This is a genomic window from Vibrio sp. V31_P5A7T61, assembly GCF_009904895.1.
Classification (GTDB): Bacteria; Pseudomonadota; Gammaproteobacteria; order Enterobacterales; family Vibrionaceae; genus Vibrio; species Vibrio metschnikovii.
The window spans coordinates 1-22,845 of the sequence record NZ_WXWI01000074.1 but is presented as its reverse complement, the minus strand read 5'-3'; the positions used below and the strand labels follow the sequence as shown (position 1 = coordinate 22,845).

The window sequence follows — 22,845 nt, the reverse complement described above, 5'->3', positions numbered from 1 at the left end:
GACACAGCGGGTTTATGGCCCGCTGTATTCTTTTCTGCTGAGTATTATCTTTTTATCTAACGTGGCGCGTGATGAATGACGCTTTATGCCTTGTCCACGATATTTTTAGCTATGTTAATGGTTTATCTTCACGGACTAGTGATAATCACACGTTGTTTAAGTCGTTCAACTAGGAATAAAACATGTCAATAATTCTGGGCATCGATCCCGGATCACGCATTACTGGTTATGGCGTTATTCGTCAACAAGGCCGTCAGCTTATTTATCTTGGTAGTGGTTGTATTCGTACCTCAGAGCAGGAGTTTCCTTTACGACTCAAACAAATTTACGCTGGAGTGAGTGAAATCATCACTCAATTTCAGCCAGATGCTTTTGCTATTGAACAAGTATTTATGGCGAAAAATGCCGATTCAGCGTTAAAACTGGGTCAAGCTCGTGGTAGTGCCATTGTCGCCGCCGTGAATGCTGATTTACCCGTTTATGAATACGCGGCACGCTTGATTAAACAAGCGGTGGTTGGGACAGGGGGAGCGGATAAAACTCAGGTCCAGCATATGGTGCAACAAATGTTAAAATTACCAGCAAAGCCTCAAGCGGATGCCGCGGATGCGTTAGGGGTTGCTATCTGCCATGCCAACACCAATAAAACGTTATTGGCTTTAGCTGGTAAAGCCACCCATGCTCGGCGTGGACGTTATCGCTGAGTTTAACTGGCTATCCATCCAGTTATTTATTATTATCTAACTCATTCTCTCCTAGTTATCAGCAAGGAAATTCCAGTGATTGGACGTCTGCGTGGCCTATTAATAGAAAAACAACCTCCGCAAATCGTGATTGAAGTCAATGGCGTTGGTTATGAAGTACAAATGCCGATGAGTTGTTTTTATGAACTGCCGAACATTAATGAAGAAGCGATCATCTACACGCATTTTGTGGTCCGCGAAGATGCCCAACTTTTGTATGGTTTTAATACGGTGAGCGAGCGGGCTTTATTTCGAGAAGTGATCAAAGCCAATGGGGTTGGTCCGAAGATGGGACTGGGGATTTTATCCGGTATGACGGCAAGCCAGTTTGTGGCTTGCGTTGAACGTGAGGATATCTCAACCTTGATTAAACTGCCTGGAGTAGGTAAAAAAACCGCCGAACGATTATTAGTTGAGATGAAAGACCGTCTTAAAGGCTGGGGAAGTGGCGACTTATTTACCCCAGCGACGGATGCTGCACCATTAGATCATTCCCCTGTAACTGCAGAGCAAAATGCTCAAGAAGAGGCGATCAGTGCCTTACTTTCTTTAGGTTATAAACCCGTCCAAGCCTCTAAAGTGGTTTCTCAAATGGCAAAACCGGGAATGACCAGTGAGCAATTAATTAGAGAAGCATTAAAATCAATGGTCTGATGATGATAGGTTTATTGTCTGCGTGGCTGCAGCGTCTCACTTACCACCTTGAACTATGCTAATTAAGACTGACTCTGTCGCCCTTATCATTACACCATGGGAATCTCTGTTATGATCGAAGCCGATCGCCTTATTGCCCCAATCAGTCCTGCTTTTAAAGAGGAAGAAGTGATTGATCGGGCTATTCGACCGAAAAAACTTGCCGACTATCAAGGACAAGATCATGTTCGTGATCAAATGGAAATTTTTATCCAAGCGGCACAAAAACGCAGTGAACCTCTCGATCACTTATTAATTTTTGGTCCTCCTGGACTGGGGAAAACTACGTTAGCTAATATTGTCGCTAACGAAATGGACGTGAATATTCGTACTACCTCAGGTCCAGTATTGGAAAAAGCCGGTGATCTTGCCGCGTTGCTGACCAATTTGGATGAAAATGATGTTCTATTTATTGATGAAATTCATCGTCTGAGTCCAATGATCGAAGAAGTACTCTATCCTGCTATGGAAGATTACCAATTAGATATTATGATCGGTGAAGGTCCTGCTGCTCGGTCAATTAAAATCGATTTGCCGCCTTTTACCCTGATTGGAGCTACCACCCGCGCTGGATCGCTCACTTCACCATTACGCGACCGCTTTGGTATTGTCCAACGTCTAGAATATTACAATGTCGCTGATTTACAGAATATTGTGCAGCGCAGCGCGCAATGCCTTGGACTATCAATGGATGCGGATGGGGCATTAGAGGTCGCGCGCCGCGCGCGAGGTACACCACGGATTGCTAACCGCTTATTGCGCCGAGTGCGAGATTATGCAGAAGTGAAAGGAAATGGACATATCTGTCTGGATACGGCGGGTAAAGCGCTCGATATGCTTGATGTCGATCATCTCGGTTTTGATTATATGGACAGAAAGCTACTGTTGGCGATCATGGAAAAATTCTCTGGTGGCCCGGTTGGGCTTGATAACTTGGCCGCGGCGATTGGCGAAGAGAAAGATACCATTGAGGATGTATTAGAACCTTTCCTTATTCAGCAAGGTTATTTGCAGCGTACCCCTCGTGGACGTATTGCAACCGATCGAGCTTATCTGCATTTTGGAATAGAAAAGTAGTCTCTGATTTCAATTCGATACGCTATTTCATCATTAATCGAGGTAAAGCTTCGCTTTTCTGATCAATAACCTCAATACTGCCGAATGCTTCAACTATCGGCAGTATTGAGGTTACCTTATCTGCAAAATATCTCCTGTGATTCCTTTATGACCATGTCATACGTGCTCTATATGATTTATGTGTGTTTATGTCAGAGCCTAGCTGGCTATTGAGTGGCGACATGAACCGACGTGAGGAGAGTGCTTAATACTCCACGATAGAAAAAGCGGAATAAGCTCAAAATATTTTTATTTCGGTCACATTTTTACACATTACTTAAAATGACGAAAAATAGACTAATTGAGTTTATTGTTAACTGATTGTGTTTAATATCCGTATCCACTCTGCTTTTTTTTACCTTATTAAAACACCCAATCTGACCTTTTCTTGATTTGTATCATTTTGTTGTTTTTTTGCGCATTGATGTGTCACGGAAATTGATTTAAATCAAAGCGCTTTCCCAAACAAACCCTTTGAAACTCAGGGTCTTTGGCAGTAGTATTAGTCGCAGCTATATTAGCTAGAGCTTAACGATTTACTAACCACAACGGCACATAATTGCAACAATTCATTACAAGAAATTAAGCGGTGATCTTACGTTTAATTCACGTATACGTTGGGCGTTATGTCATAAGTGTCATTCAGCCGACACAAAGGAGTTACCATGATTGATGTAGTGGAGCTATCGCGGTTGCAGTTTGCACTGACAGCGATGTATCACTTCTTATTCGTTCCATTGACTTTGGGCATGGCGTTTTTACTCGCCATTATGGAGTCACTTTATGTAATGACCGATAAGCAAATCTATAAGGACATGACAAAGTTCTGGGGTAAGCTTTTCGGGATTAACTTTGCACTGGGTGTGGCGACTGGCTTGACCATGGAGTTCCAGTTCGGAACTAACTGGTCTTACTATTCCCACTACGTCGGCGATATTTTTGGTGCGCCGCTCGCCATTGAAGCGCTGGTCGCTTTCTTTTTAGAATCAACCTTTGTCGGTTTGTTCTTCTTTGGATGGGATAGGCTTTCTAAACGCCAACACCTTACCGTAACTTGGCTGGTTGCTTTAGGCTCTAGTTTCTCTGCCTTGTGGATTCTTGTTGCTAACGGTTGGATGCAAAACCCTGTAGGTGCTGAGTTCAATTTTGAAACCATGCGTATGGAGATGGTTAGCTTTGCTGATGTGGTACTCAACCCGGTGGCACAAGTTAAATTCGTTCATACAGTGGCAGCTGGATACACCACCGGGGCGATGTTTATTCTTGGTATCAGCGCTTACTACCTACTGAAGGGACGTGATGTTGCGTTCGCTCGTCGCTCATTTGCTATCGCTGCCTCTTTTGGTATTGCCGCAGTTCTGTCTGTAATTGTACTTGGTGATGAATCAGGTTATGAGCTGGGTGATGTACAAAAGGTAAAACTAGCGGCTATCGAGTCTGAGTGGCACACTGAACCTGCTCCTGCTGCGTTTACCCTATTTGGTATTCCTAACCAAGAAACGATGCAAACGGATTATGCGGTCAAAATTCCTTATCTGATGGGGATTATCGCGACTCGTTCATTAGATAAAGAAGTCACCGGTTTACGTGATCTACGTGAAGAGCATTTAGATCGTATCCGTAATGGTATGTATGCCTACGACCTATTACAGCAACTTCGTGCTGGTGATAAATCGGAAGAGAACATGCTGGCCTTTAATGAGGTTAAGCAAGATCTCGGTTATGGCTTACTGCTAAAACGATACACTGAGAATGTTGTTGATGCCACAGAGGCGCAAATCCAAGCCGCGGCAGACGATTCTATCCCTACGGTATGGCCGCTATTCTGGTCTTTCCGTATCATGGTGGTCTGTGGCTTTATTATGTTGTTTGTGTTCGGCGCAGCGTTTGTTCAAACTTGTCGCCAAAAAATCGAGCAGAAAAAGTGGGTGCTCAAAGCGGCACTATGGAGTATTCCATTACCATGGATTGCTGCTGAGGCGGGTTGGTTTGTCGCTGAATACGGTCGTCAGCCTTGGGCGGTCGGTGAAATACTTCCGGTTAACGTTGCTGCATCCGCATTGACGGCGGGACAAATTTGGACATCACTGATTGCGATCTTAGCGCTGTATACGTTATTCCTTATTGCTGAAGTGTATTTAATGCTGAAGTTCATTCGTAAAGGCCCAAGTAGCTTGAAAACTGGCCGCTACCATTTCGAACAAAATGGCAGCTCGTTGGAAGACAAAGTCAACCGTCAAGTCGAAGCCTAGGCAAGGAGAAAGCAATATGTTTGATTACGAGATCTTACGACTGATTTGGTGGGTACTGATTGGTGTCCTACTTATCGGTTTTGCCATCACCGATGGCTTTGATATGGGGGTTGGAGCATTAGTCCCTATTTTGGGTAAAAACGACTCTGAGCGTCGAGTGATGATTAACTCGATTGCCCCTCACTGGGATGGTAACCAGGTGTGGCTCATTACCGCTGGTGGTGCACTATTTGCCGCTTGGCCTTTGGTTTATGCCACATCATTCTCTGGATTTTATCTGGCGATGATGGTCACTCTTGCTGCGCTTTGGTTACGCCCTCTGGGCTTAGACTATCGCTCTAAGATAGAAGATCCAAAATGGCGTAATACCTGGGACATTTGTATCTCGATCAGTGGTTTTGTGCCACCAATCATTTTCGGTGTCGCGTTTGGTAACTTGTTACAGGGCGTTCCTTTCCAATTGAACGAACTGATGATGCCAAGTTATCACGGTTCATTCTTTGGTTTGCTCAATCCTTTTGCTTTAGTGTGCGGATTAGTTAGCTTGTTTATGATCTTGATGCAAGGTGCCACGTGGTTACAAATGAAAACCACCAGCGATTTGCATACTCGTGCACGCAATACCGCACAATTAGCCGGTTTGTTAACCTTTGTCTTGTTTGTGTTGGGTGGTTTTTGGATTCAACATATTGATGGTTATGTGATTGTCAGTGCAATTGATACTTCGGCTGCCTCTAATCCGCTAAATAAAGAAGTAATTCGTGAAGCGGGTGCTTGGATGCATAATTTCCAACAGTATCCTATCTTGTGGTTAGCTCCTGCGCTTGGGGTGGTTATGCCGCTACTGGCTGTTTTAGCGTCACGTTTTGAAAAATGCGCTTTGGCGTTTTTAGTATCAAGTCTTGGTAATGCTGGGATCATCTTAACCGCTGGTTTTGCGATGTTCCCATTTGTCATGCCTTCAGACTTAGTACCAAGTCATAGCCTAACCATGTGGGATGCAACATCGAGTGAGTTAACTCTGAACTTAATGACTGGGGTAGCTTTTGTTATGGTCCCTATTATCTTGAGTTACACGGTATGGTCTTACTATAAAATGTTCGGTCGCTTGGATAACAAGTACATCGAAGATAACAACAACTCACTTTACTAAGGAGCGAAACAATGTGGTATTTTGCATGGATTCTTGGTGTATTGCTGGCTTGTGCGTTTGGCATCATCAATGCTCTTTGGTTAGAGCACTCTGAAATGATGGATAAAGACCGTGAGTGATTGGTCTGAACGACTCACTAGACTGCATCAACCATTAGATAAAGGTGCTCTTAGAGCATTAGTTATGGTGTTAGGGTTTTACCATGTTGCAATGGTCATGTGGGATCCTGAAGCCTATGCAGTGAGTATTGGTGGGTTCAATGCCATTATTGGTCCATTACTGATTTGGGCAATGTGTTCAAGTATGGTTTACGGGGTTGGTTTCAAGCCACGTTATTGGTTATGGCAAGGCGTTTTTAGTCCTTACTTTTCACTGCCAATCCTCGTTGGGTTCTTGTTCTTGCGTTTTTCAGGAGCATCGTAAAGTCATTCATAAGACTGACACGACAGCAAAGTAACGATAGCGCTATCTTTTAATCAGATAGCGCTATTTTTTTTAGCACATTCCAACAAAATCTTACGCTTCTTCTTGTACTCGCGCTGCCGAGATGCGGTATAGTAATCAACTCATCTTAACCATGACTGAGGCGACTTGGCATTATGGGGCAAATTTTTGATTGGCCGATAACGGTCTATTATGAAGACACCGACGCGGGTGGTGTGGTTTATCATGCCAATTATCTGAAGTTCTTTGAACGTGCGCGTACCGAAATATTGCGTTCGTTGGGTTTTTCTCAACAGCAATTATTGGAACAAAATATCGGTTTCGTGGTCCGAAGTGCGAGTGTTGATTTCATCCGTGCTGCACGTTTGGATGATCAATTAACCGTGAAAACCTCGGTCGTTGAACTTAAAAAAGTCTCTTTAACTTTCTGTCAAGAGCTGGTCAATCCTAACGGACAGCTATTGTGTAAAGCCTTAGTTAAGGTAGCATGTATCGATAACCAGAAAATGAGGCCGATTGGATTGCCTCAATCAATGATTTTGGAGTTTACTCATAGTGACTGCTGATATTTCAATGCTCGATCTATTTTTACAAGCCAGTTTACTGGTTAAATTGGTGATGTTAATTCTTTTAGCTATGTCAGTTGCTTCTTGGGCAGTGATTATTAAACGTCATAAAGCATTGGCACAAGCGGAACGTCAAGCCGAAGAATTTGAAGATAAATTTTGGTCAGGCACCGACCTGTCTATTTTGTATCAAGAGGTCAAAAAGCGTAAAGATACGCTAGAAGGTACCGAAGAGATTTTCTACAGCGGTTTTACCGAGTTTGCTCGTTTACACAAAAGTAACGCCAATGCACCAGATTATATTATGGAAGGTACCGGGCGGACGATGAGAGTGACCGTCGCTCGTGAAGTTGATGAGCTAGAAGCGCATTTGCCTTTTTTAGCGACAGTTGGCTCAATTACTCCATATATCGGCCTATTTGGAACGGTCTGGGGGATTATGCATGCCTTTATCGCCTTAGGTGCTGTTAAGCAGGCGACGTTAGCCATGGTAGCTCCTGGTATTGCCGAAGCTTTGGTCGCAACAGCAATGGGTCTGTTTGCTGCCATTCCAGCCGTCATTGCTTATAATCGATTCAGCAGTAAAGTGACTAAGCTAGAACATATTTACGCTACTTTTTCCGAAGAGTTTCATAGTATTTTACACCGCCAAGCGATGGCGGGTAGGGAATAACGCATGACTGGCTATCAACCGAAGAAACGGAAGATGACAGCAGAGATCAATGTCGTACCCTATATCGATGTCATGTTGGTGTTGTTGATCATCTTTATGGTGACCTCACCTTTTATTACTCAAGGGGTAGAGGTTGAGTTGCCGAGAACGACCATCGCTCAATCAACGGCAGAGCTTGCTGGAGACAGTGAAGCAAGCTTTATCATTGTTGAGGTTGATCAAGCGGGTAACTTAGGACTAAGCGTCAATGATGAAGAGATGCAACGTGGACTCTCATTGCAAGATTTGATTGTTCGAGTAAAAGCTGAGTTATCATTAAAACCGGATTCACCCGTTGCCGTTGGGGGAGATGCTGCGACACCGTATGCGGAAATCGTCTTAGTTTTAGATGAATTGAGTCGAGCCGGTGTTGCAAAAGTCGGTCTATTAACAGACATAAAATAATAGGTTTGCCATTGCTAATGAAAGCAAAAAAAACATTGCAACGTGCCGATAACAAACCATGGTTGATTTCGGTTGCCCTTCATGTTCTTTTAGTTGTGGTGCTTTTTTGGGGGGCGGATTTTACACAGTCAAAACCAGAAACGCCTTCTGCTGGAGCGATGATGCAAGCGGTCGTGATTGATCCTAGCTTGATTCAACAACAAGCACAGCAGATACGTAACCAGCGCGAGGCTGCGGCAAAACAAGAGCAAGAGCGATTAGATAAGCTGCGTCGTGAAACCGAACAGCTGGAACGTAACCGAAAAGCCGAAGAAGAGCGCATTCGTCAACTGAAAGAGCAGCAAGCGCGAGAGGCACAAGCGGCTCGAGAAGCTGAGCGGGTTCGTCAACAGCAAGAACAACAGCGTCAAGTGGCTGAAGAAAAAGCGCGTCAAGAGCAAGCAGCCAAAAAAGCCGAAGCGGAGCGAGTAGCAAGAGAAGCCGCGGCAGCGAAAGCAGAACAAGAGCGTATTGCTCGTGAGAAAGCAGCTCAGGCCGCGCAAGAAAAGGCGCGTCAAGAACAAGAAGCAGCAAAGCGTGCTGAACAAGAACGAATTGCGAAAGAAAAAGCCGCTAAAGAGGCGGCAGAAAAAGCTCGACAAGAGCAGCAACGTTTGGCTCGACTAGAGCGTGAACGCAAAGAGCAAGAAGCGGCGATGAACAGCATTTTTTCTGGTCTGGAAAGTGAAGCGCAAAGCATTTCCGCAGCGCGATCACAGCATCTTGCCAATGAAGCGCAGCGTTGGGGAGCTATCTATACCCAAATGATCCAACAAAACTTGCTGCTTGAGGATAGTTTTCGAGGACGACAGTGTCGAGTTAATTTACGTCTCATCCCTACTGGCACAGATGCTATAGTAGGTGACGTTCAAGTACTCAATGGCGATAATCGGCTATGCGCAGCGACTAAGAGAGCGGTAGCAAAAGTTGGTAGTTTCCCTCTTCCTACCGCCGATGAAAAGGATCTTATTGAAAGGCTGAAAAACATTAATTTAACTGTAGCACCTGAGTAAAAGGAACCGTTTGTGTTAAAGCGATTAATAATAGGATGGTTACTGGTTTTCACCAGTAGTATGCAACTTGCCTATGGGGCACTAGAGTTGGTGATTACCGACGGTATTAATTCTGCTCGTCCAATTGCCATTGTTCCTTTTAAATGGGAAGGAAAAACACCACTACCGGAAGATATTTCGGCGGTGATTGCTTCCGATTTACAACGCAGTGGCAAGTTTAGTCCCATTGCCACCGATAGAATGCCACAAACGCCTTACAGTGAAACTGAGGTTACGTTTGATGCATGGACTCGAATTGGCGTTGATGCATTACTGACCGGTTCAATTACTCTCAATCAACAAGGTAATTATGTTATTAATTATCAGTTGGTTGACGTGGTTCGTGGCCAGTTGACCCAAGGGCAAAGCCGAGCGTTAAGTGCTGATGGGCAGCTTGTGCTGTCTAAAGATCATGTGTTATTTAACAAAGTCGCTACGGTACCTGCGCCACGAATGCGTGAATATGCGCATCGTATTTCTGATCTGGTTTATGAAGAACTAACAGGTGAAAAAGGCGCTTTTCTAACGCGTATCGCTTATGTTGTCGTTAATGATAAAGACGCTTTCCCTTATCAATTACGTGTTGCTGACTACGATGGTTATAATGAGCGCTTGGTGCTGCGTTCTAAACAGCCATTGATGTCTCCAGCGTGGTCACCAGACGGTCGTCAGTTGGCTTATGTCAGTTTTCAAAATGGCCAAGCTGAGATATTTATTATGGATATCTACACTGGGGAACGTGAAAAATTAACCTCATACCCAAGACATAATGGTGCACCGAGGTTTTCTCCAGATGGTAAAACACTGGCATTAGTTCTGTCGAAAACTGGGACGCTGCAAGTCTATACGCTTGATTTGGCTTCTCGTAAACTCACACAAATCACCCATGGCCGTTCAAATAATACCGAACCATTTTGGCATCCTGATGGTAAGTCGCTCATATTTACCTCAGATAGGGGTGGTAACCCGCAGATTTATCGAGTAAATTTGGCAAATCAGGCGGTGGACCGATTGACATGGCAAGGACGACAGAATCTCGGTGGGCAGATTACCCCGGATGGCCGATTCATGATCATGGTGAATCGAAGTAATTCAGGCTTTCATATCGCCAAACAAGATCTTGAGACTGGTGCATTACAAGTATTAACACAAACTTTGTTAGATGAGTCTCCAAGTATTGCTCCAAATGGTGGCATGGTTATTTATAGTTCGATGTATAATCAGGCCAACGTCTTATCGATGGTTTCTATTGATGGGCGATTTAAAGCAAGGTTACCGGCAACCAATGGACGAGTTAGATCGCCAGCGTGGTCTCCGTTTTTATAGCCTACATATAATTTAGCAACTAACTATTTCATAGTAAGGAAAATAAGATGCAACTTAATAAAGTTCTCAAGGGACTCCTAATTGCGCTACCTGTTTTAGCTATTACTGCATGTAGCTCAAGTGATGACGCCGCATCAGCGTCAGGTTCACAGACTAACCAAACTACGTCTGGTAGCGCGGGTGGTGTTGATACTACCGTTGTTTCTCCAATCGGTGAATATGGTCAGTTGTCAGAGCAAGAGCTTAAAGAGCAAGCACTTCGTGAAACGCAAACCATTTACTTTGCATTTGACAATGCCACTATCGCACGTAGTTACGAAGAAATGCTTGCTGCCCATGCTGCTTACCTAAGCAAAAACCCGAGTCTAAAAGTGACAGTAGAAGGCCACGCTGATGAGCGCGGTACGCCAGAGTACAACATTGCGCTTGGTGAGCGTCGTGCTAACGCTGTAGCCAAATATTTAGAGGCTCTGGGCGTACAAGCCAATCAAATTTCGATCGTGAGCTATGGTGAAGAAAAACCACTGGTTCTAGGTCAAACTGAAGAAGCTTACGCGAAGAACCGCCGAGCTGTTCTTGTTTACTAATTGAGGTATCCCTCATGTTCAGTAACTTAAAGCAAGTTTTTACGCTTACGTTACTGGCAAGTGCAGCGAGCATTACGCTCGCTGCACCAGCTCCAGTATCCGATCTTAGTCAGCGTTCAGTCTCAACGTCGGCTAACCGCGCCGTGTCAAATGAAGGTGATGTTGCCCGTTTAGAACGATTGCTTGAAAATCGCAACCGTATGCAGTTGCAAATGCAGCAGCAACTCGACGAAATGGCACTAGAAATTAATGAGCTCCGTGGCCAACTAGAAAGAAATACCTACGATATGCAGCAAATGTTGCAGCGCCAGCGTGAACTGTTTGTTGAACTCGATAATCTACGTAGTGCGGCTAAACAATCGCCATCTGCAGGTGCCATCGCTGCCAATCAAAGTGATGAGTTACCACTCGGTACTTTTAGTAGCGATGTAAACGAGCAAGCGGCTTATCAGAATGCCGTGGATTTAATTTTAAAAAAGCGTGATTACGCTGGTGCGATAGCAGCATTTGAAAAATTCCAAGCTGATTATCCGGATTCTAGTTTTGCGGCAAATGCCCACTACTGGCTTGGTCAGTTACATTTCGCTAAGCGACAAGATCAGCAGTCAGCGAAAAGTTTTGCGGCGGTATTAAGTTATTCCGATTCGAATAAACGCGCTGATGCTTTAGTCAAGCTCGGTGATATCGCTGCGCGTAATAATAATGCGGCGCAAGCAAAGAAATATTATCAGCAAGTAATTAATGAATATCCGAATAGTGCTTCGGCGAAAGCCGCTCAGGATAAATTAAAGTAACGAATTGATATAAATGGATAATGCTGAGCCACTCTTATGAGTGGCTTTTTTATTAAGTGTTCTATACCTCAACTACATTGAGTTGCAAGTAGGCGGCAAGTGAGAGAATTCCCATTAACATAGACAAACTATGCGATTAGGGTGGAATGTAGCCAACACCGCGGCAGCTTCAAATGGGGAGGGTATGTTGATTTCAGTCTGGTTTTTTTGTGTACGATGACCGATACAGTGTACAATATGCGAATTATTATAATGATCCATAGAGCAGAGCAATGAGTCACATACTGGATAAAATAGACACCGTTTACCCTTTCCCAGCTAAGCCTATTCCTCTTAGTGAGATGGAGAAAACCACCTATTTAGCAAGCATTAAGCGGTTACTAAAAGAGAAAGATGCTGTACTGATCGCCCACTACTATACTGACCCAGAAATTCAAGCCTTAGCTGAAGAGACGGGCGGCTTTGTCGGCGATTCACTAGAAATGGCTAAATTTGGTAATCGTCATTCTGCAACCACACTAATTATTGCTGGTGTACGTTTTATGGGGGAATCAGCGAAAATACTGACTCCAGAAAAGCGGATTCTGATGCCAACCTTAAAAGCCGAGTGTTCGCTTGATTTAGGTTGTCCTGCTGATAAGTTCACCGAATTTTGTGATGCCCATCCCGATCACACCGTTGTTGTTTATGCCAATACTTCAGCCGCAGTTAAAGCGCGCGCAGATTGGGTAGTTACCTCAAGCATTGCCTTAGATATTGTTGAGCATCTTGATTCACAAGATAAAAAGATTATCTGGGGACCAGATCGTCACCTTGGCGCTTATATTGCTAAAAAGACCGGAGCAGAAATGCTCTTGTGGCAAGGAGAGTGCGTAGTACATGATGAGTTTTCTGCCGATGCCTTACGCAAAATGAAAGGGTTGTATCCAGATGCTGCGATTCTCGTTCACCCTGAATCTCCGGCCAGCGTCGTTGAACTGGCTGATGCGGTTGGCTCGACCAGTCAATTAATCAAGGCAGCAAAAACACTCCCTCAATCAACCATGATTGTGGCAACGGACAAAGGCATTTTCTTTAAAATGCAGCAAATGGTGCCAGAGAAACAATTAATTGAAGCGCCCACGGCTGGTGCAGGAGCCACCTGCCGCAGCTGTGCTCATTGTCCGTGGATGGCAATGAATGGATTGAAAGCCATAGAACAAGCACTACGCGATGGCGGTGAAGAGCATGAGGTGTTTGTTGATGAAGTGACACGAGTGAAATCCTTGGTGCCTTTAAATCGCATGTTGGATTTTGCTGAGCAGCTCAATCTCCAAGTACAAGGGAACGCTTAATGAAAAAAACCGTCAGTTGCGACTGACGGTTTTTTTGAGTTGATGCTTTAGATGGTTGTGATCGCTGGCGTGGTTATTAAGAGTCAGACTCCGCTAAATCGGCGGCACGCTGAGTTAAACCACATAGCATCACAGGAATCGCGTTATAGATTTCAGTAAACTGATCTAAATCGTTCATGCCTTGTTCAGCTAAGGTGGCCAAAGACGTTTCTGGATCGTACAACATGCTCAACGATAACAACACACCCCCCATCAGGGCATTCTCTTGACTATTTTCTGGCATCAGCACTTCCCAATCATCACGCGTTAATTGCCAGCCCTGTAAAACCCCTTCACAGAAATCACGAGTATTCTGTGTGACGATATCTTCTTCATCCAGTTCACATCCTTTAGGCCAAGACCAACTGCCGTCTAAAAGAGCAGGGCGATATTCATTCCATAAACGGATAATCAACCCAAAATAGCTTTCCATCTGCTTTGCATCACTAAAGGGAGCCGTATCATCACCACCCCACAAAAATGGCAACCATTCTGAAGGAGGAAGAACATTCGGCGCGAGGGCCATGGCAGTAATAAAGCCCTGGGTTTTCGCTTCATTAAGAAGTTTATCTTCTAAATCTGCAGCGCTTAGAATATCGTTTAAGGTCAAAGTAAAGCCTCATAGTCAACAGCAAAAAGTGAAGTTATCTTAACTCTAAACGTACGATCAATGCGAGCATCCAGGGAACTGATGAAGGGTTTTTGAACAAATGAGGTAATAATTAGCCAAACAAGCCAAGATGTGAGTTTTTTTAAGATTTCTGCTTGACCCTATTAATGAATATCATTAAATTAGCGCCTCGTTAGCACAAGATGCTAGCCCATTACGGTGAGTTGTCCGAGTGGCTGAAGGAGCACGCCTGGAAAGTGTGTGTACGGCAACGTACCGAGAGTTCGAATCTCTCACTCACCGCCATATTCTAAAAAAGACGTCCTAGGGCGTCTTTTTTATCATAATCGATTAAAATCAAATATTTAAGATGCTTTCTGCAATGCCTTGACTTTGATGGGATTTATCTACCCCAAGCTTTGCTAAAATTACTATAGGAATTGGAGCTGGGCTACTCTTTTTGGTCAGCTAAATGCTTGACCTCTCGATACTGAACCCATAAACAAGATTGCCGATTAACTACGTTAAACTCGAGATATGTGGCGATCAATGGATTAACACTTGCGTGAAGTCATTAAATTCCGTAACCAATTACTGAAAACAAACCCGTCAATATCATCAAAAGTATCATCGAGAAGCCTATCTTTAATCTTGATTAAGTATGTGTCCTTTTCATTTCTTCGTTTTCATTTTTTAATTTGAGAATAAAAATGCCGCTCACACTTCAGTGAAAGGCATTACATCTTAAGGTATCTTGGTATCGTTGGTGCTAGCCACTTTCTCATCAAGTGGCTGCTAGACACGTTAGAATTTTAACTGGTAGTTCAAGGTATAAGTACGGCCTCGGCCTTTGTAATCGTATGCTGCAGCATCGTAGTGTGATGAATACCATAGCTGAGCGCGCTGCCCCCAAATAGTGGTGTAGTCGTGATCAAGCAGGTTGCGCACGCCAAAACCAATACTACCCATTGGCAGTTTGTAGCTTCCGACTAGGTCAAAGAGGGTATAACCATCCAGTTTATTTTCCGCATAATCTTTGTAGTCAAACATGGTTTGGCTTTGTAACTTAACCGCTAGATCCTCAGCATACCAACCCGCCCAAGCGCTGAGTTTGGATGTGCTGGCTTCTGTAGCGGTCATTTTTTCCCAGCCCTTATCGTTTTTGACTTCCGAAACCACGTAGTGGCCTGATGCCCCTAATTGTACATTGGCATGTACCCAGTAAGAGGCCATGGCTTCAAGACCATAAACTCGTTTTTTATCTTCGACTTCTTCAATCAATAAGGTTGTTTTATTGTAAGAAACCGATTTATCGGAAGTAGAATAGTACGCTGCGGTTTGTAGGTTGAGGCTATCTTTTTCTAAACGGTAGCCCAGCTCAAAGCTGTTGGTTTTTATCCCCGACATCTTAGAGCTGTCAACATTGATGCTGTCTTGTAACGTCCAGTGACTGCCGACCAGGCTGTAGTTACCTTGACCATAGTATTTCGCAGGATCAGCCAGATCGAAACCTTGTGAGAAGTTAGCCCAGATCTGAGAGTTGTTATTAAGATGATAGAGCGTGCCTAAGTTAAAAAGCCCCACGCTGTAGTCGGTTTTTCCTCCTGGCACAAGATCGGCAGAAGTTCCTTGACCTTCAGCAATCTTTTTCTGCTGCTGATAGCCTACAAAATCATCGATCTTATTGACCATATGTTGGTAGCGAAACCCTCCTTCAATAGACCAATCGTCTGTGATGCCGTAATCTGCTTGAACAAAACCGGCGACAGAACTAACTTTGATTCCTGGATAACGGCCAACTTGTGCGTAAGTACGGTTGATGAGGTTTCCTGAGTTATTGGCAATGGTTTTGTCGTACAGGGCTTGGTTACTCTCAAATTGATCTTGGTAAGCGTCAATACCATACACCAGATTCAGCCTATCAAAGTTCTTCGCCAGAGCGGCTTTGAGAGAGATGACATCGGTGATTTGCTGGCCAGATGTTTGATAGTAAGGAGTATAGGTTTGATCTTCTTTACGATAGGACGCTTCCGCAATTAATTGATGATTTAAGAATTGATCGTTGACGTAAGAAGCACTCAGCATTATACGCTGCGTGCCGTGTTCACGGTCTGAGTTAAAGCCGCTTCTCACGTCCACAAACGTATTATTGACGATATACAGGCCGTAAGGCGAGTTTTGCTGGCTATCATAATATTGCGCCAACAGGTTGAGCTTTTGAGTTTCAGATAGGTTCACCCCCATTGTGGTCATCACATCAACCGTTTGGTTGAATTGCAGAGAGCCTTGTGAAATGTCTGGTGTGACGATGGTGCCATGAGCATCAAAAAAGCCTTGGGTTTCTGTGTAAACCACAGATGCGCGAGCTTGAATTTTGTCATTACCCCCAGAGATAGATTGGCCGATTTTGTAGTCAAGATCCTCACTTGAATTGAAGCCAGACGTTGCGCCGACATAAGACTCAAACTCAAGTTCTTGACTTGTCGCTTTCTTGGTGATGATATTGATAACACCACCAGATGCGCCAGCACCGTAGATAGAGGTTGCACCAGAAAGTACTTCGATACGTTCAATGTTAAACGGATCGATGGAGTCCATATGGCGACTGATTTGACGCGAAGACTCGAGGGATACACCATCGATCATTACCAGCATTCTGCGCCCACGTAGATTTTGGCCGCTGTTGGTCCGTGCGCCAGAACTAACATCAAGGGATGGAATGGCGGAGGCGAGGATCTCGCCTAAGGTTTTACCACCTCGATACTCCTGTTCGATCTGCTCTGAGTCGATGAACCACACCGTTCCCGGAATATCACTGATCGCTTTCGGGGTGCGGCTTGAAACCACCACCATTTCGTCAAACAGTGTCCGTTCTTCTGCCATGACCGGAGTGGTAAAGAGCGCTGTGGTTACGACAATCGCTGCCGCTGAGAGTGACATAGGGGTAGGCTTGAGTAAATTTCCTTTTTTAGCTTTCATTTTCTTCTCTATAGGTGTGTAAAAATAAGCCCGCCGTTTGTGATGGTGGTTCGTTGGGCAGATTGAAACGTCACTTGCTTTGGAGCAACTGACAAAAATGAATTTAGGCGACCAGTTGCTTGGCGATGGCGCTTGGTGATAACCAATCAATCATTCCTTTGCCGGCATCGATATCGAAAAGGGGTTGTCCCGCAAGGCAATTGATGATGCGTGCACTGCGCCAGGCCATTAGGCTCAGTTGTGGTTCGGCAATCCCATGGCTATGCATCCCAGCATTGACGGCGAAGATCTTGTTACGTTGTTGCCCTTCCCACTTCAGCTCAAAATCAGGTGTCATTTGGTAGCGATTATCCTCATCCAGATCGAGTAGGGGGAGAATGGTGTTCAAACAAGCGGGATACGGTGCTTCAAAGCCCGTGGCAAGAATGACAATATCGGCGTCATAAGTTTCTAAACATGGGCCAAGCGCATTGCTGGCGATCAGTTTGAAGGCTCGATTTTGCACACTCATTTGAGTTAAGGTGCGATGGGGTAGCAGTCTGACCCATTTCTCCTCTTTAAGTACGTCAAATCGGTGGTAGAGCTCTTGGTAGATGGTTAATAAAGCTTTTTGTGTCACCCCATCTGAGGTGAGTTTCTGGTTTGCTACCTCTTGACGTTTGATGTTAGGTGACAAATTAAGGAAGGCATCAACGTAATCCGGTGCGAAAAATTCATTGGTAAATGGGGCCTCATCGAGAGGTTGATAATTCGCTCGGCGAGATAACCAGTCAAGTGACTTAGGTTTGCCCCACTTATGTTGTAACGCATTGATGAAAATATCTGCACCGCTTTGTCCACCACCGATGATCAGTACTCGTTTGCCAGTAAGGTTACGCTCTTTCAAACCCATATCCGCGGCATGGAACACGCGATCACCGAGGTGAGCTTTGGCGCATTCGGGTACTGAAGGGACTTTACCTGTACCAATACAGAGATTTTCTGCTTGATAAGAGCCTTGATTAGTGTAGAGCGTAAAAGCATCACCAGTGTACTCCACCCGCTCAACACGAGTAGAAAGTTGAACGTTATCCAACTGATGGGCAACCCAAGCGAGATAGTCAGAAAACTCGTGACGGCTAATGCATTGAAGCTCAGCAGACAGAAAGCGATAAAACTTTTTGTTCTTTACTAGATAAGAGATGAAGGAGTAACGGCTTTCTGGATGCACTGCGCTCACCAAGTCCTTCAAAAACATAGTTTGCATGTGGGTGTTATCGAGAAGTAGTCCTGGGTGCCAAGAAAAGTGGTCACGACTTTCAAAAAAACGTGCGGAAATTTGTGGCTTATCGGTTAGTAGGGCCGCAATACTAAGATTAAAAGGCCCGACGCCGATGCCGGCGAAATCCAGTTTGGTGTTGTTAGTGTATTCCATAAGTGCAATCCTTTTTTGAGTAATCTCGGCTTCGTTAACACCAAAATTAGGGTCATACGGTTAGTTAGCCTCGGTGTTCCAGTGCTTTGATTAATGGGTTGTCGAGCGTGTCATCCATGTCAGGCAGCATCCTTGATGCGCTAGCATCTGAGCTATGGCGAAATTTGGCTAAGTTGAGTCCAATCCGTAAAATTTTCGGCTTAAACAGGTCGAATTGTTCAAACCTTGGTTGGTACTCACTATTGGCGGACAGGTAAGTTTTCAGTCGGTCACCAAGTAGGCGGTAAAACTGCAGCTCGGAGAAGCCTAATTTGGCAACCAAGGGAGAAATAAAGCGTAAGGTGGTAACAAAATGGCCAGTTTGTAAGTCATGAATAATCAAATGTGCAGGTAGGCGAACAGTAACGTTTTTGACCCTTTCATCCAATGATGTTTGTTCTGGATACTCACTATCAACGAATCGCATATCGCCTTGAAAATCCTTGAGAAGAATGCGTTTCGGGATGTGGCTTTCTAGTACTAGAGTAACGTTTTGCCCATGCGCAATCAGCGAGACTCCATATTTACACAGTAGGTGGTAATAGGGGATCACGACCGCATCAAACAGTTTGCTGAGCCAATCTTCGACCGTTAACCCAGAGGCTTGAACGTATTCGGCGATCAGTGGCTGACCTTGATTGTCACTTTCCATCAGTGCCGCCATTAAGATCGCTCGTTCACCGGCTTTTAATTTGGAGGTAGCCGATTCACGCCAAATCACTCCGAGTAGTTCGTGGTAGCGATATGGGGCATTAGGAAGCAGAGAGTAGTCCGCTTGAGCTGCAAAAGCAGCGGCGGGCTCTTGCAATACTTCAGCCTGCTTAGCGATAAGTAGGGGATCTGACTTAAAGATCTGATCGATCCAATCTGAAGCCGTAGGGCCAGCAAGAATGTAGCGCCCCGGAATTCCACGGTAGCAGGAGGTATTCATTATTGTGAGTGGTAATTTAATGTCGTAACTCAAAGGACGAGTGATATTGCTTAATGTGCGCAACGACAGTTGAGGTAAGAATTGATCACCAAACTCGCCTAAATACACCAACTGTTTAGTCGAGATTTCACGTACAAACAGTAGAGCAAGCTTATTGCTCCATTGCCAAGGATGAACCGGAACATAACGATAATCGTGGAGATCAAGCTGATAAGAAGCTAACAGACTATCCATCTGTTTGATTTCTTCGCGGTGGATGGCGCTGTGCAACAAGGCTTGCCATGTGACTTTATCGTTAGTAGCGAGCTGTAAAATAGAGTGGTGAACGGCAACCCAACCCAATTGGAAGGCGCGTTCCGCTTCCGGTGCATACTGCTTTAAATCATCACTGCTCCAACCACGGCGGCCTTTGTTAAACACAAATTTTGGATGCCCATCAAAATAGGTTTGTTGTTGTTCGCACGGCAGCATGGCAAGATCTCGTGCGGTCATTGCTTGCTTGCGTTGCATGAGTTTGCAATCACCTAATAAGGTGGCATTGAGATCTTCGAGATGTTCGGCGAAGGCGTCATCCGGCATCTTGAGCATAGGTTGCAGATCTCGCATCAACAGTGCCGCCGAAATTGGCTGCTCTGCCTCTATCTCGGCATGGCGAGAAATTGAATAGGGGTCAATAATGACTTGTCCCCAAATATTCTCTTCGCCAGTAAAGTAATAACAAATACCATTGTCTAAGTTGAGCTGATAACCCTGCGCCGTTGACGTAAAGTGAAACGCTTGTTCATAGGCGAATTCACTGAGGATTTTGCTTACCATCTTCTGATTAGCCGCTGTCCAATACCGATGTAGCGCTAACTGATCCATTACCATCGCTCCGCAAAAAATTGCTCACGTGTCAGCATCAAGAGTGCTGAGCGTTTATGAGGGAAGTTGAATTCAAAACATTTTTGATAACCAAGCGGCAAAATACGATCAAATAAGCGCTCGTTATCTGCTCGCGGCTCCAGCACAATGCGATTGGTGCGTACATCATCAATAAACAAATAGTGGCTGATGGCGCGCATCCAAGCGTCGAAATATTTAGGTCCGCGGAAGGCTTGTTCGCCAACCAGCAAATGGATACCGCGATCATAACTCTCTACGGCGTAATACGGGCTGAGTCGATCCTCGGCAACCCAATAGGCTTCTATATAACCAAATGGTTCACCATTAAATTCACCAATCAGCGGAATGATATGTGGTTGGGCAAGGCGCTGCTCAATAAATTCAGCGAGCTTTTCTTCACTCCATGCTTGTTCCCAAAAGTGCGCCACGCGAGGGGTGTTCATCCAGCGCGTAAAGCGTTGTAGATCTTTATCTAGCTCAATCACTCGGAAGCTAATGCTTAATTCGACATCAAAATCATACCGTTGGTAGACCTGGCCTTGTGGCATAGGCGGACGTAAAGGGTGAGGGCGGTATTGGTTGTTGGATTGAATAAGCTGCAGTGGAAAACGGCTTGATGGTTTGTGTTGGTGCCAAGAAAATGGCAATTGGTAAAAAACGCAGCGAGATACCTTTTGGTCAATTAGCGGTAAGAGTTGCTCAATCCAGGTTTGAATTTCAGGGTCACGAGCCGCCACTTTCAGCGTTTCAATCTGTTTCTCTTGGCTAAATAGTTGATCCATCTCGCGTATTAATTGCGGAGCAATGTCAGAGCATATTAGATCGCTAGCCTGTAGGGTTAACTCAATAACCGGCTGTGGTTCAGTGCTAAAAATAAAGGTATTGAACTTAGACATGAGCAATTTCCTCAATACGAGCGAGAGGGTTAGGTAAATCGAAATAGATCACTGCCGGATCGGGGATAGAGTTTTCATTAACGTTTTGTAGATAACAGAAAAAGTTACCTTTGCAGCACAGTGCGTCACTAGAGAGTACATAGCGCAAGCAAAGATCATCTTTTACTCCGCTTTGCAGCAGAGCGTTGAGGTTGTGATACAAAATTTCGATGAGCTCACTCTCTTCTATATCGACGTTAGCACAGATCGCGGAAATCAGATTGAAGGTGGAGTTGATAATCAGGTAGTAAGCGAAGTAGCGGCGTACTTTGTCTTGGTTCCAGTAGTTCTCGAGCGCTTCTTTTTGAGTACCAAGTTGTTCACCAAATAGCTTAAACGCTAAATCGGTATAGCCAGTGCCTTGACAGTCACGATAGTACATACCTACAGGCAAGCCTTGCTCTAATTGCATAACGATATTTTGTTGATGGGCTAAAAATACAACCCCAAAATTGGCCTGAATATGGAACAGAGGCACAACCGCATGGTGGCAATAAGCATCAAACCACAGGCTAGCCGCTTGATGTACAGAAAGGTTTTGTTGTGTGGCGTAATGCTGAATGCGTGCCGCGACAAGGCTACTACCACCGTACGGATTTTGTTGGGTGAGCGTTGCCAATACCACGGCTTCTTCTGCCGAATTATCCATCAATGGATTATCTCTAAATGCCACAAGGCTCTCGTCAATGATTTTGTCATTCAGATCTTTTAGACCTATATAGGCCGGTTCTTGCATCAATTGGAAACCTCGTCCATTACCGAGCTGCTTCGACAGTTGTGGTTGCTGGAACAGATCATTGAGTCGTGTTCCGCGAATCACTTCTTTCAGTGACAAGTTACGGATAGAATTGGTGAGTTTGACACTGAGTGAGAACTTGAGCATGTAAGGCAAGCCCGGCGCGTAAAGTGAGCGCGTGGACGAGGTTGGATACCAAGTTGCACCGAGTTGGCCTAGATTCTGAATTTGCTTGGTAGCAATGTAACCTTTAATTGATGGGTTCTCCGCCATGACATGCCATTGCCACGGATGAACAGGAAGCAGCCCATGACCTTGTTTCTGAGCACTCTGCAAAGCTTCAACTAGTCTAGGCTCATGCGCGATGAGTGCTGCAAATCGTTGGTTGAAATCAACGTCAGCAGAGCTGCCGTGAGTGAGCAGAGATTGCTCAACGCTCAGCCAGAAGAGTTTGAATTGGCCACCGAATTCAGGTGAGTAGAGCTTGGCATCATTCAGGCTAAATTGTTCACGGCTTTTTGGGGCTGGATGGAAAGAGTGGCCGATCAATAACCCTTGTTCTGCGGTTTTAAAATTCAGTTTTCCGGTAAATAGTTGTTGTTGATAAGGGGAGCTCTCGACAGCCTGCAGAGTGTTGTGATGGCTTTCTAGAACTCGTTTGATGAAGATTGTCTTTTGCGTTTCACTGATGCTGCCAACCAGCGCTGGCTCGTTAACTATGTATTCAATTAACTGTTCAATACTCAGTGCCTTAATGCTGCCTTGTGTATGCAAAAGGGCAGGAAAGCAATACTCATGGCTTCCTAGGGAAGAACAATAGCTAAGAGGAATAGTAATAGCGTTTGAGTTTGCAAGAGGGAGTCGATAAACCGGTTTGTCCCCCTCACAAGACAGTAGCTGTACTGTTCGACTTTCTCGTGCTAATGAATTAAGGAAACAAGCGATAGAAGGTTCATTCGAGTGTAGCCAATCGTATGATTTATCGAGATTAACCTGGACTTTGTTGCGATACATTCCGTTTTTCGCCATGTTATCAATTAAATATAAAGTAATGCTAATCG

The 22,845-nt window shown here is 44.7% G+C and carries 21 protein-coding genes and 1 tRNA gene; 16 read left to right on the top strand and 6 right to left on the bottom strand.

Features of this window, described 5'->3' with window-relative positions; translation table 11 throughout:
• The first annotated feature begins 182 nt into the window (after window positions 1–182).
• The 15 genes from ruvC to nadA all read left to right on the top strand — a co-directional run bounded on the left by ruvC (window position 183) and on the right by nadA (window position 13,216).
• Window positions 183–704: a crossover junction endodeoxyribonuclease RuvC gene (gene ruvC, locus CAG58_RS16680; protein WP_004394957.1), complete on the top strand. Its 522-nt coding sequence runs from the start codon at window positions 183–185 to the stop codon at window positions 702–704.
• A gap of 75 nt (window positions 705–779) precedes the next feature.
• The gene (ruvA, locus tag CAG58_RS16675) at window positions 780–1,397 is read left to right on the top strand and encodes a Holliday junction branch migration protein RuvA (RefSeq protein ID WP_004394958.1); all 618 of its coding nucleotides are present in this window, start codon (window positions 780–782) and stop codon (window positions 1,395–1,397) included.
• Between the two features lie 111 nt (window positions 1,398–1,508).
• On the top strand, window positions 1,509–2,513 hold the full coding sequence (gene ruvB, locus CAG58_RS16670) for a Holliday junction branch migration DNA helicase RuvB (RefSeq protein WP_115152648.1): 1,005 nt from the start codon (window positions 1,509–1,511) through the stop codon (window positions 2,511–2,513).
• Between the two features lie 704 nt (window positions 2,514–3,217).
• Window positions 3,218–4,804: a cytochrome ubiquinol oxidase subunit I gene (gene cydA / locus CAG58_RS16665; RefSeq protein ID WP_154167714.1), complete on the top strand. Its 1,587-nt coding sequence runs from the start codon at window positions 3,218–3,220 to the stop codon at window positions 4,802–4,804.
• A 16-nt stretch (window positions 4,805–4,820) separates the two neighbouring features.
• A complete protein-coding gene (gene cydB, locus CAG58_RS16660) occupies window positions 4,821–5,957 on the top strand; it encodes a cytochrome d ubiquinol oxidase subunit II (protein WP_004394961.1) in 1,137 nt (378 codons plus the stop codon).
• A gap of 11 nt (window positions 5,958–5,968) precedes the next feature.
• The gene (gene cydX, locus CAG58_RS16655; RefSeq protein ID WP_010319196.1) at window positions 5,969–6,076 is read left to right on the top strand and encodes a cytochrome bd-I oxidase subunit CydX; all 108 of its coding nucleotides are present in this window, start codon (window positions 5,969–5,971) and stop codon (window positions 6,074–6,076) included.
• Window positions 6,069–6,380: a cyd operon protein YbgE gene (gene ybgE, locus CAG58_RS16650; protein ID WP_154167717.1), complete on the top strand. Its 312-nt coding sequence runs from the start codon at window positions 6,069–6,071 to the stop codon at window positions 6,378–6,380. Before cydX ends, ybgE begins: the two co-directional genes overlap by 8 nt.
• A gap of 176 nt (window positions 6,381–6,556) precedes the next feature.
• Window positions 6,557–6,967 (top strand): tol-pal system-associated acyl-CoA thioesterase, encoded by a 411-nt coding sequence (gene ybgC, locus CAG58_RS16645; protein ID WP_004394962.1) that lies wholly within the window; start codon window positions 6,557–6,559, stop codon window positions 6,965–6,967.
• Entirely contained in the window at window positions 6,957–7,640 is a 684-nt protein-coding gene (gene tolQ, locus CAG58_RS16640; protein ID WP_004394963.1) for a protein TolQ, read from the top strand. The genes ybgC and tolQ overlap by 11 nt, the downstream gene beginning before the upstream one ends.
• A gap of 3 nt (window positions 7,641–7,643) precedes the next feature.
• Entirely contained in the window at window positions 7,644–8,084 is a 441-nt protein-coding gene (locus CAG58_RS16635; RefSeq protein ID WP_004394964.1) for an ExbD/TolR family protein, read from the top strand.
• A 17-nt stretch (window positions 8,085–8,101) separates the two neighbouring features.
• On the top strand, window positions 8,102–9,136 hold the full coding sequence (gene tolA, locus CAG58_RS16630) for a cell envelope integrity protein TolA (protein WP_161426513.1): 1,035 nt from the start codon (window positions 8,102–8,104) through the stop codon (window positions 9,134–9,136).
• Between the two features lie 60 nt (window positions 9,137–9,196).
• Window positions 9,197–10,501 carry a Tol-Pal system beta propeller repeat protein TolB gene (tolB, locus tag CAG58_RS16625; RefSeq protein WP_202598351.1) on the top strand — a complete coding sequence of 435 codons (1,305 nt, stop codon included), beginning with the start codon at window positions 9,197–9,199 and terminating at the stop codon, window positions 10,499–10,501.
• Between the two features lie 47 nt (window positions 10,502–10,548).
• Window positions 10,549–11,088 (top strand): peptidoglycan-associated lipoprotein Pal, encoded by a 540-nt coding sequence (gene pal, locus CAG58_RS16620; RefSeq protein WP_004394967.1) that lies wholly within the window; start codon window positions 10,549–10,551, stop codon window positions 11,086–11,088.
• A 14-nt stretch (window positions 11,089–11,102) separates the two neighbouring features.
• The gene (gene ybgF, locus CAG58_RS16615) at window positions 11,103–11,882 is read left to right on the top strand and encodes a tol-pal system protein YbgF (protein ID WP_161426514.1); all 780 of its coding nucleotides are present in this window, start codon (window positions 11,103–11,105) and stop codon (window positions 11,880–11,882) included.
• A 272-nt stretch (window positions 11,883–12,154) separates the two neighbouring features.
• The gene (nadA, locus tag CAG58_RS16610; RefSeq protein WP_161426515.1) at window positions 12,155–13,216 is read left to right on the top strand and encodes a quinolinate synthase NadA; all 1,062 of its coding nucleotides are present in this window, start codon (window positions 12,155–12,157) and stop codon (window positions 13,214–13,216) included.
• A 76-nt stretch (window positions 13,217–13,292) separates the two neighbouring features.
• Here nadA and CAG58_RS16605 read toward each other — a convergent pair whose 3' ends face one another.
• Window positions 13,293–13,865: a UPF0149 family protein gene (locus CAG58_RS16605; protein WP_161426516.1), complete on the bottom strand. Its 573-nt coding sequence runs from the start codon at window positions 13,863–13,865 to the stop codon at window positions 13,293–13,295.
• 218 nt (window positions 13,866–14,083) lie between these two features.
• On the opposite strand from CAG58_RS16605, the gene CAG58_RS16600 reads away from it, so the two are divergent.
• Window positions 14,084–14,171: transfer RNA gene (locus tag CAG58_RS16600), tRNA-Ser, on the top strand.
• Window positions 14,172–14,669: 498 nt separating this feature from the next.
• Here the strand turns inward: CAG58_RS16600 and CAG58_RS16595 are convergent.
• The 5 genes from CAG58_RS16595 to CAG58_RS16575 form a co-directional block, all read right to left on the bottom strand.
• Window positions 14,670–16,844 carry a TonB-dependent receptor gene (locus CAG58_RS16595; protein ID WP_161426331.1) on the bottom strand — a complete coding sequence of 725 codons (2,175 nt, stop codon included), beginning with the start codon at window positions 16,842–16,844 and terminating at the stop codon, window positions 14,670–14,672.
• Between the two features lie 103 nt (window positions 16,845–16,947).
• Window positions 16,948–18,258 (bottom strand): lysine N(6)-hydroxylase/L-ornithine N(5)-oxygenase family protein, encoded by a 1,311-nt coding sequence (locus CAG58_RS16590; protein ID WP_161426330.1) that lies wholly within the window; start codon window positions 18,256–18,258, stop codon window positions 16,948–16,950.
• Window positions 18,259–18,322: 64 nt separating this feature from the next.
• Window positions 18,323–20,092, bottom strand: a complete 1,770-nt coding sequence (locus tag CAG58_RS16585) for an IucA/IucC family protein (protein WP_161426329.1) — start codon at window positions 20,090–20,092, stop codon at window positions 18,323–18,325.
• Window positions 20,092–21,009: a GNAT family N-acetyltransferase gene (locus CAG58_RS16580; RefSeq protein WP_161426328.1), complete on the bottom strand. Its 918-nt coding sequence runs from the start codon at window positions 21,007–21,009 to the stop codon at window positions 20,092–20,094. Before CAG58_RS16580 ends, CAG58_RS16585 begins: the two co-directional genes overlap by 1 nt.
• Window positions 21,002–22,798 (bottom strand): IucA/IucC family protein, encoded by a 1,797-nt coding sequence (locus tag CAG58_RS16575; RefSeq protein ID WP_161426332.1) that lies wholly within the window; start codon window positions 22,796–22,798, stop codon window positions 21,002–21,004. The genes CAG58_RS16580 and CAG58_RS16575 overlap by 8 nt, the downstream gene beginning before the upstream one ends.
• Window positions 22,799–22,845 lie beyond the last annotated feature (47 nt).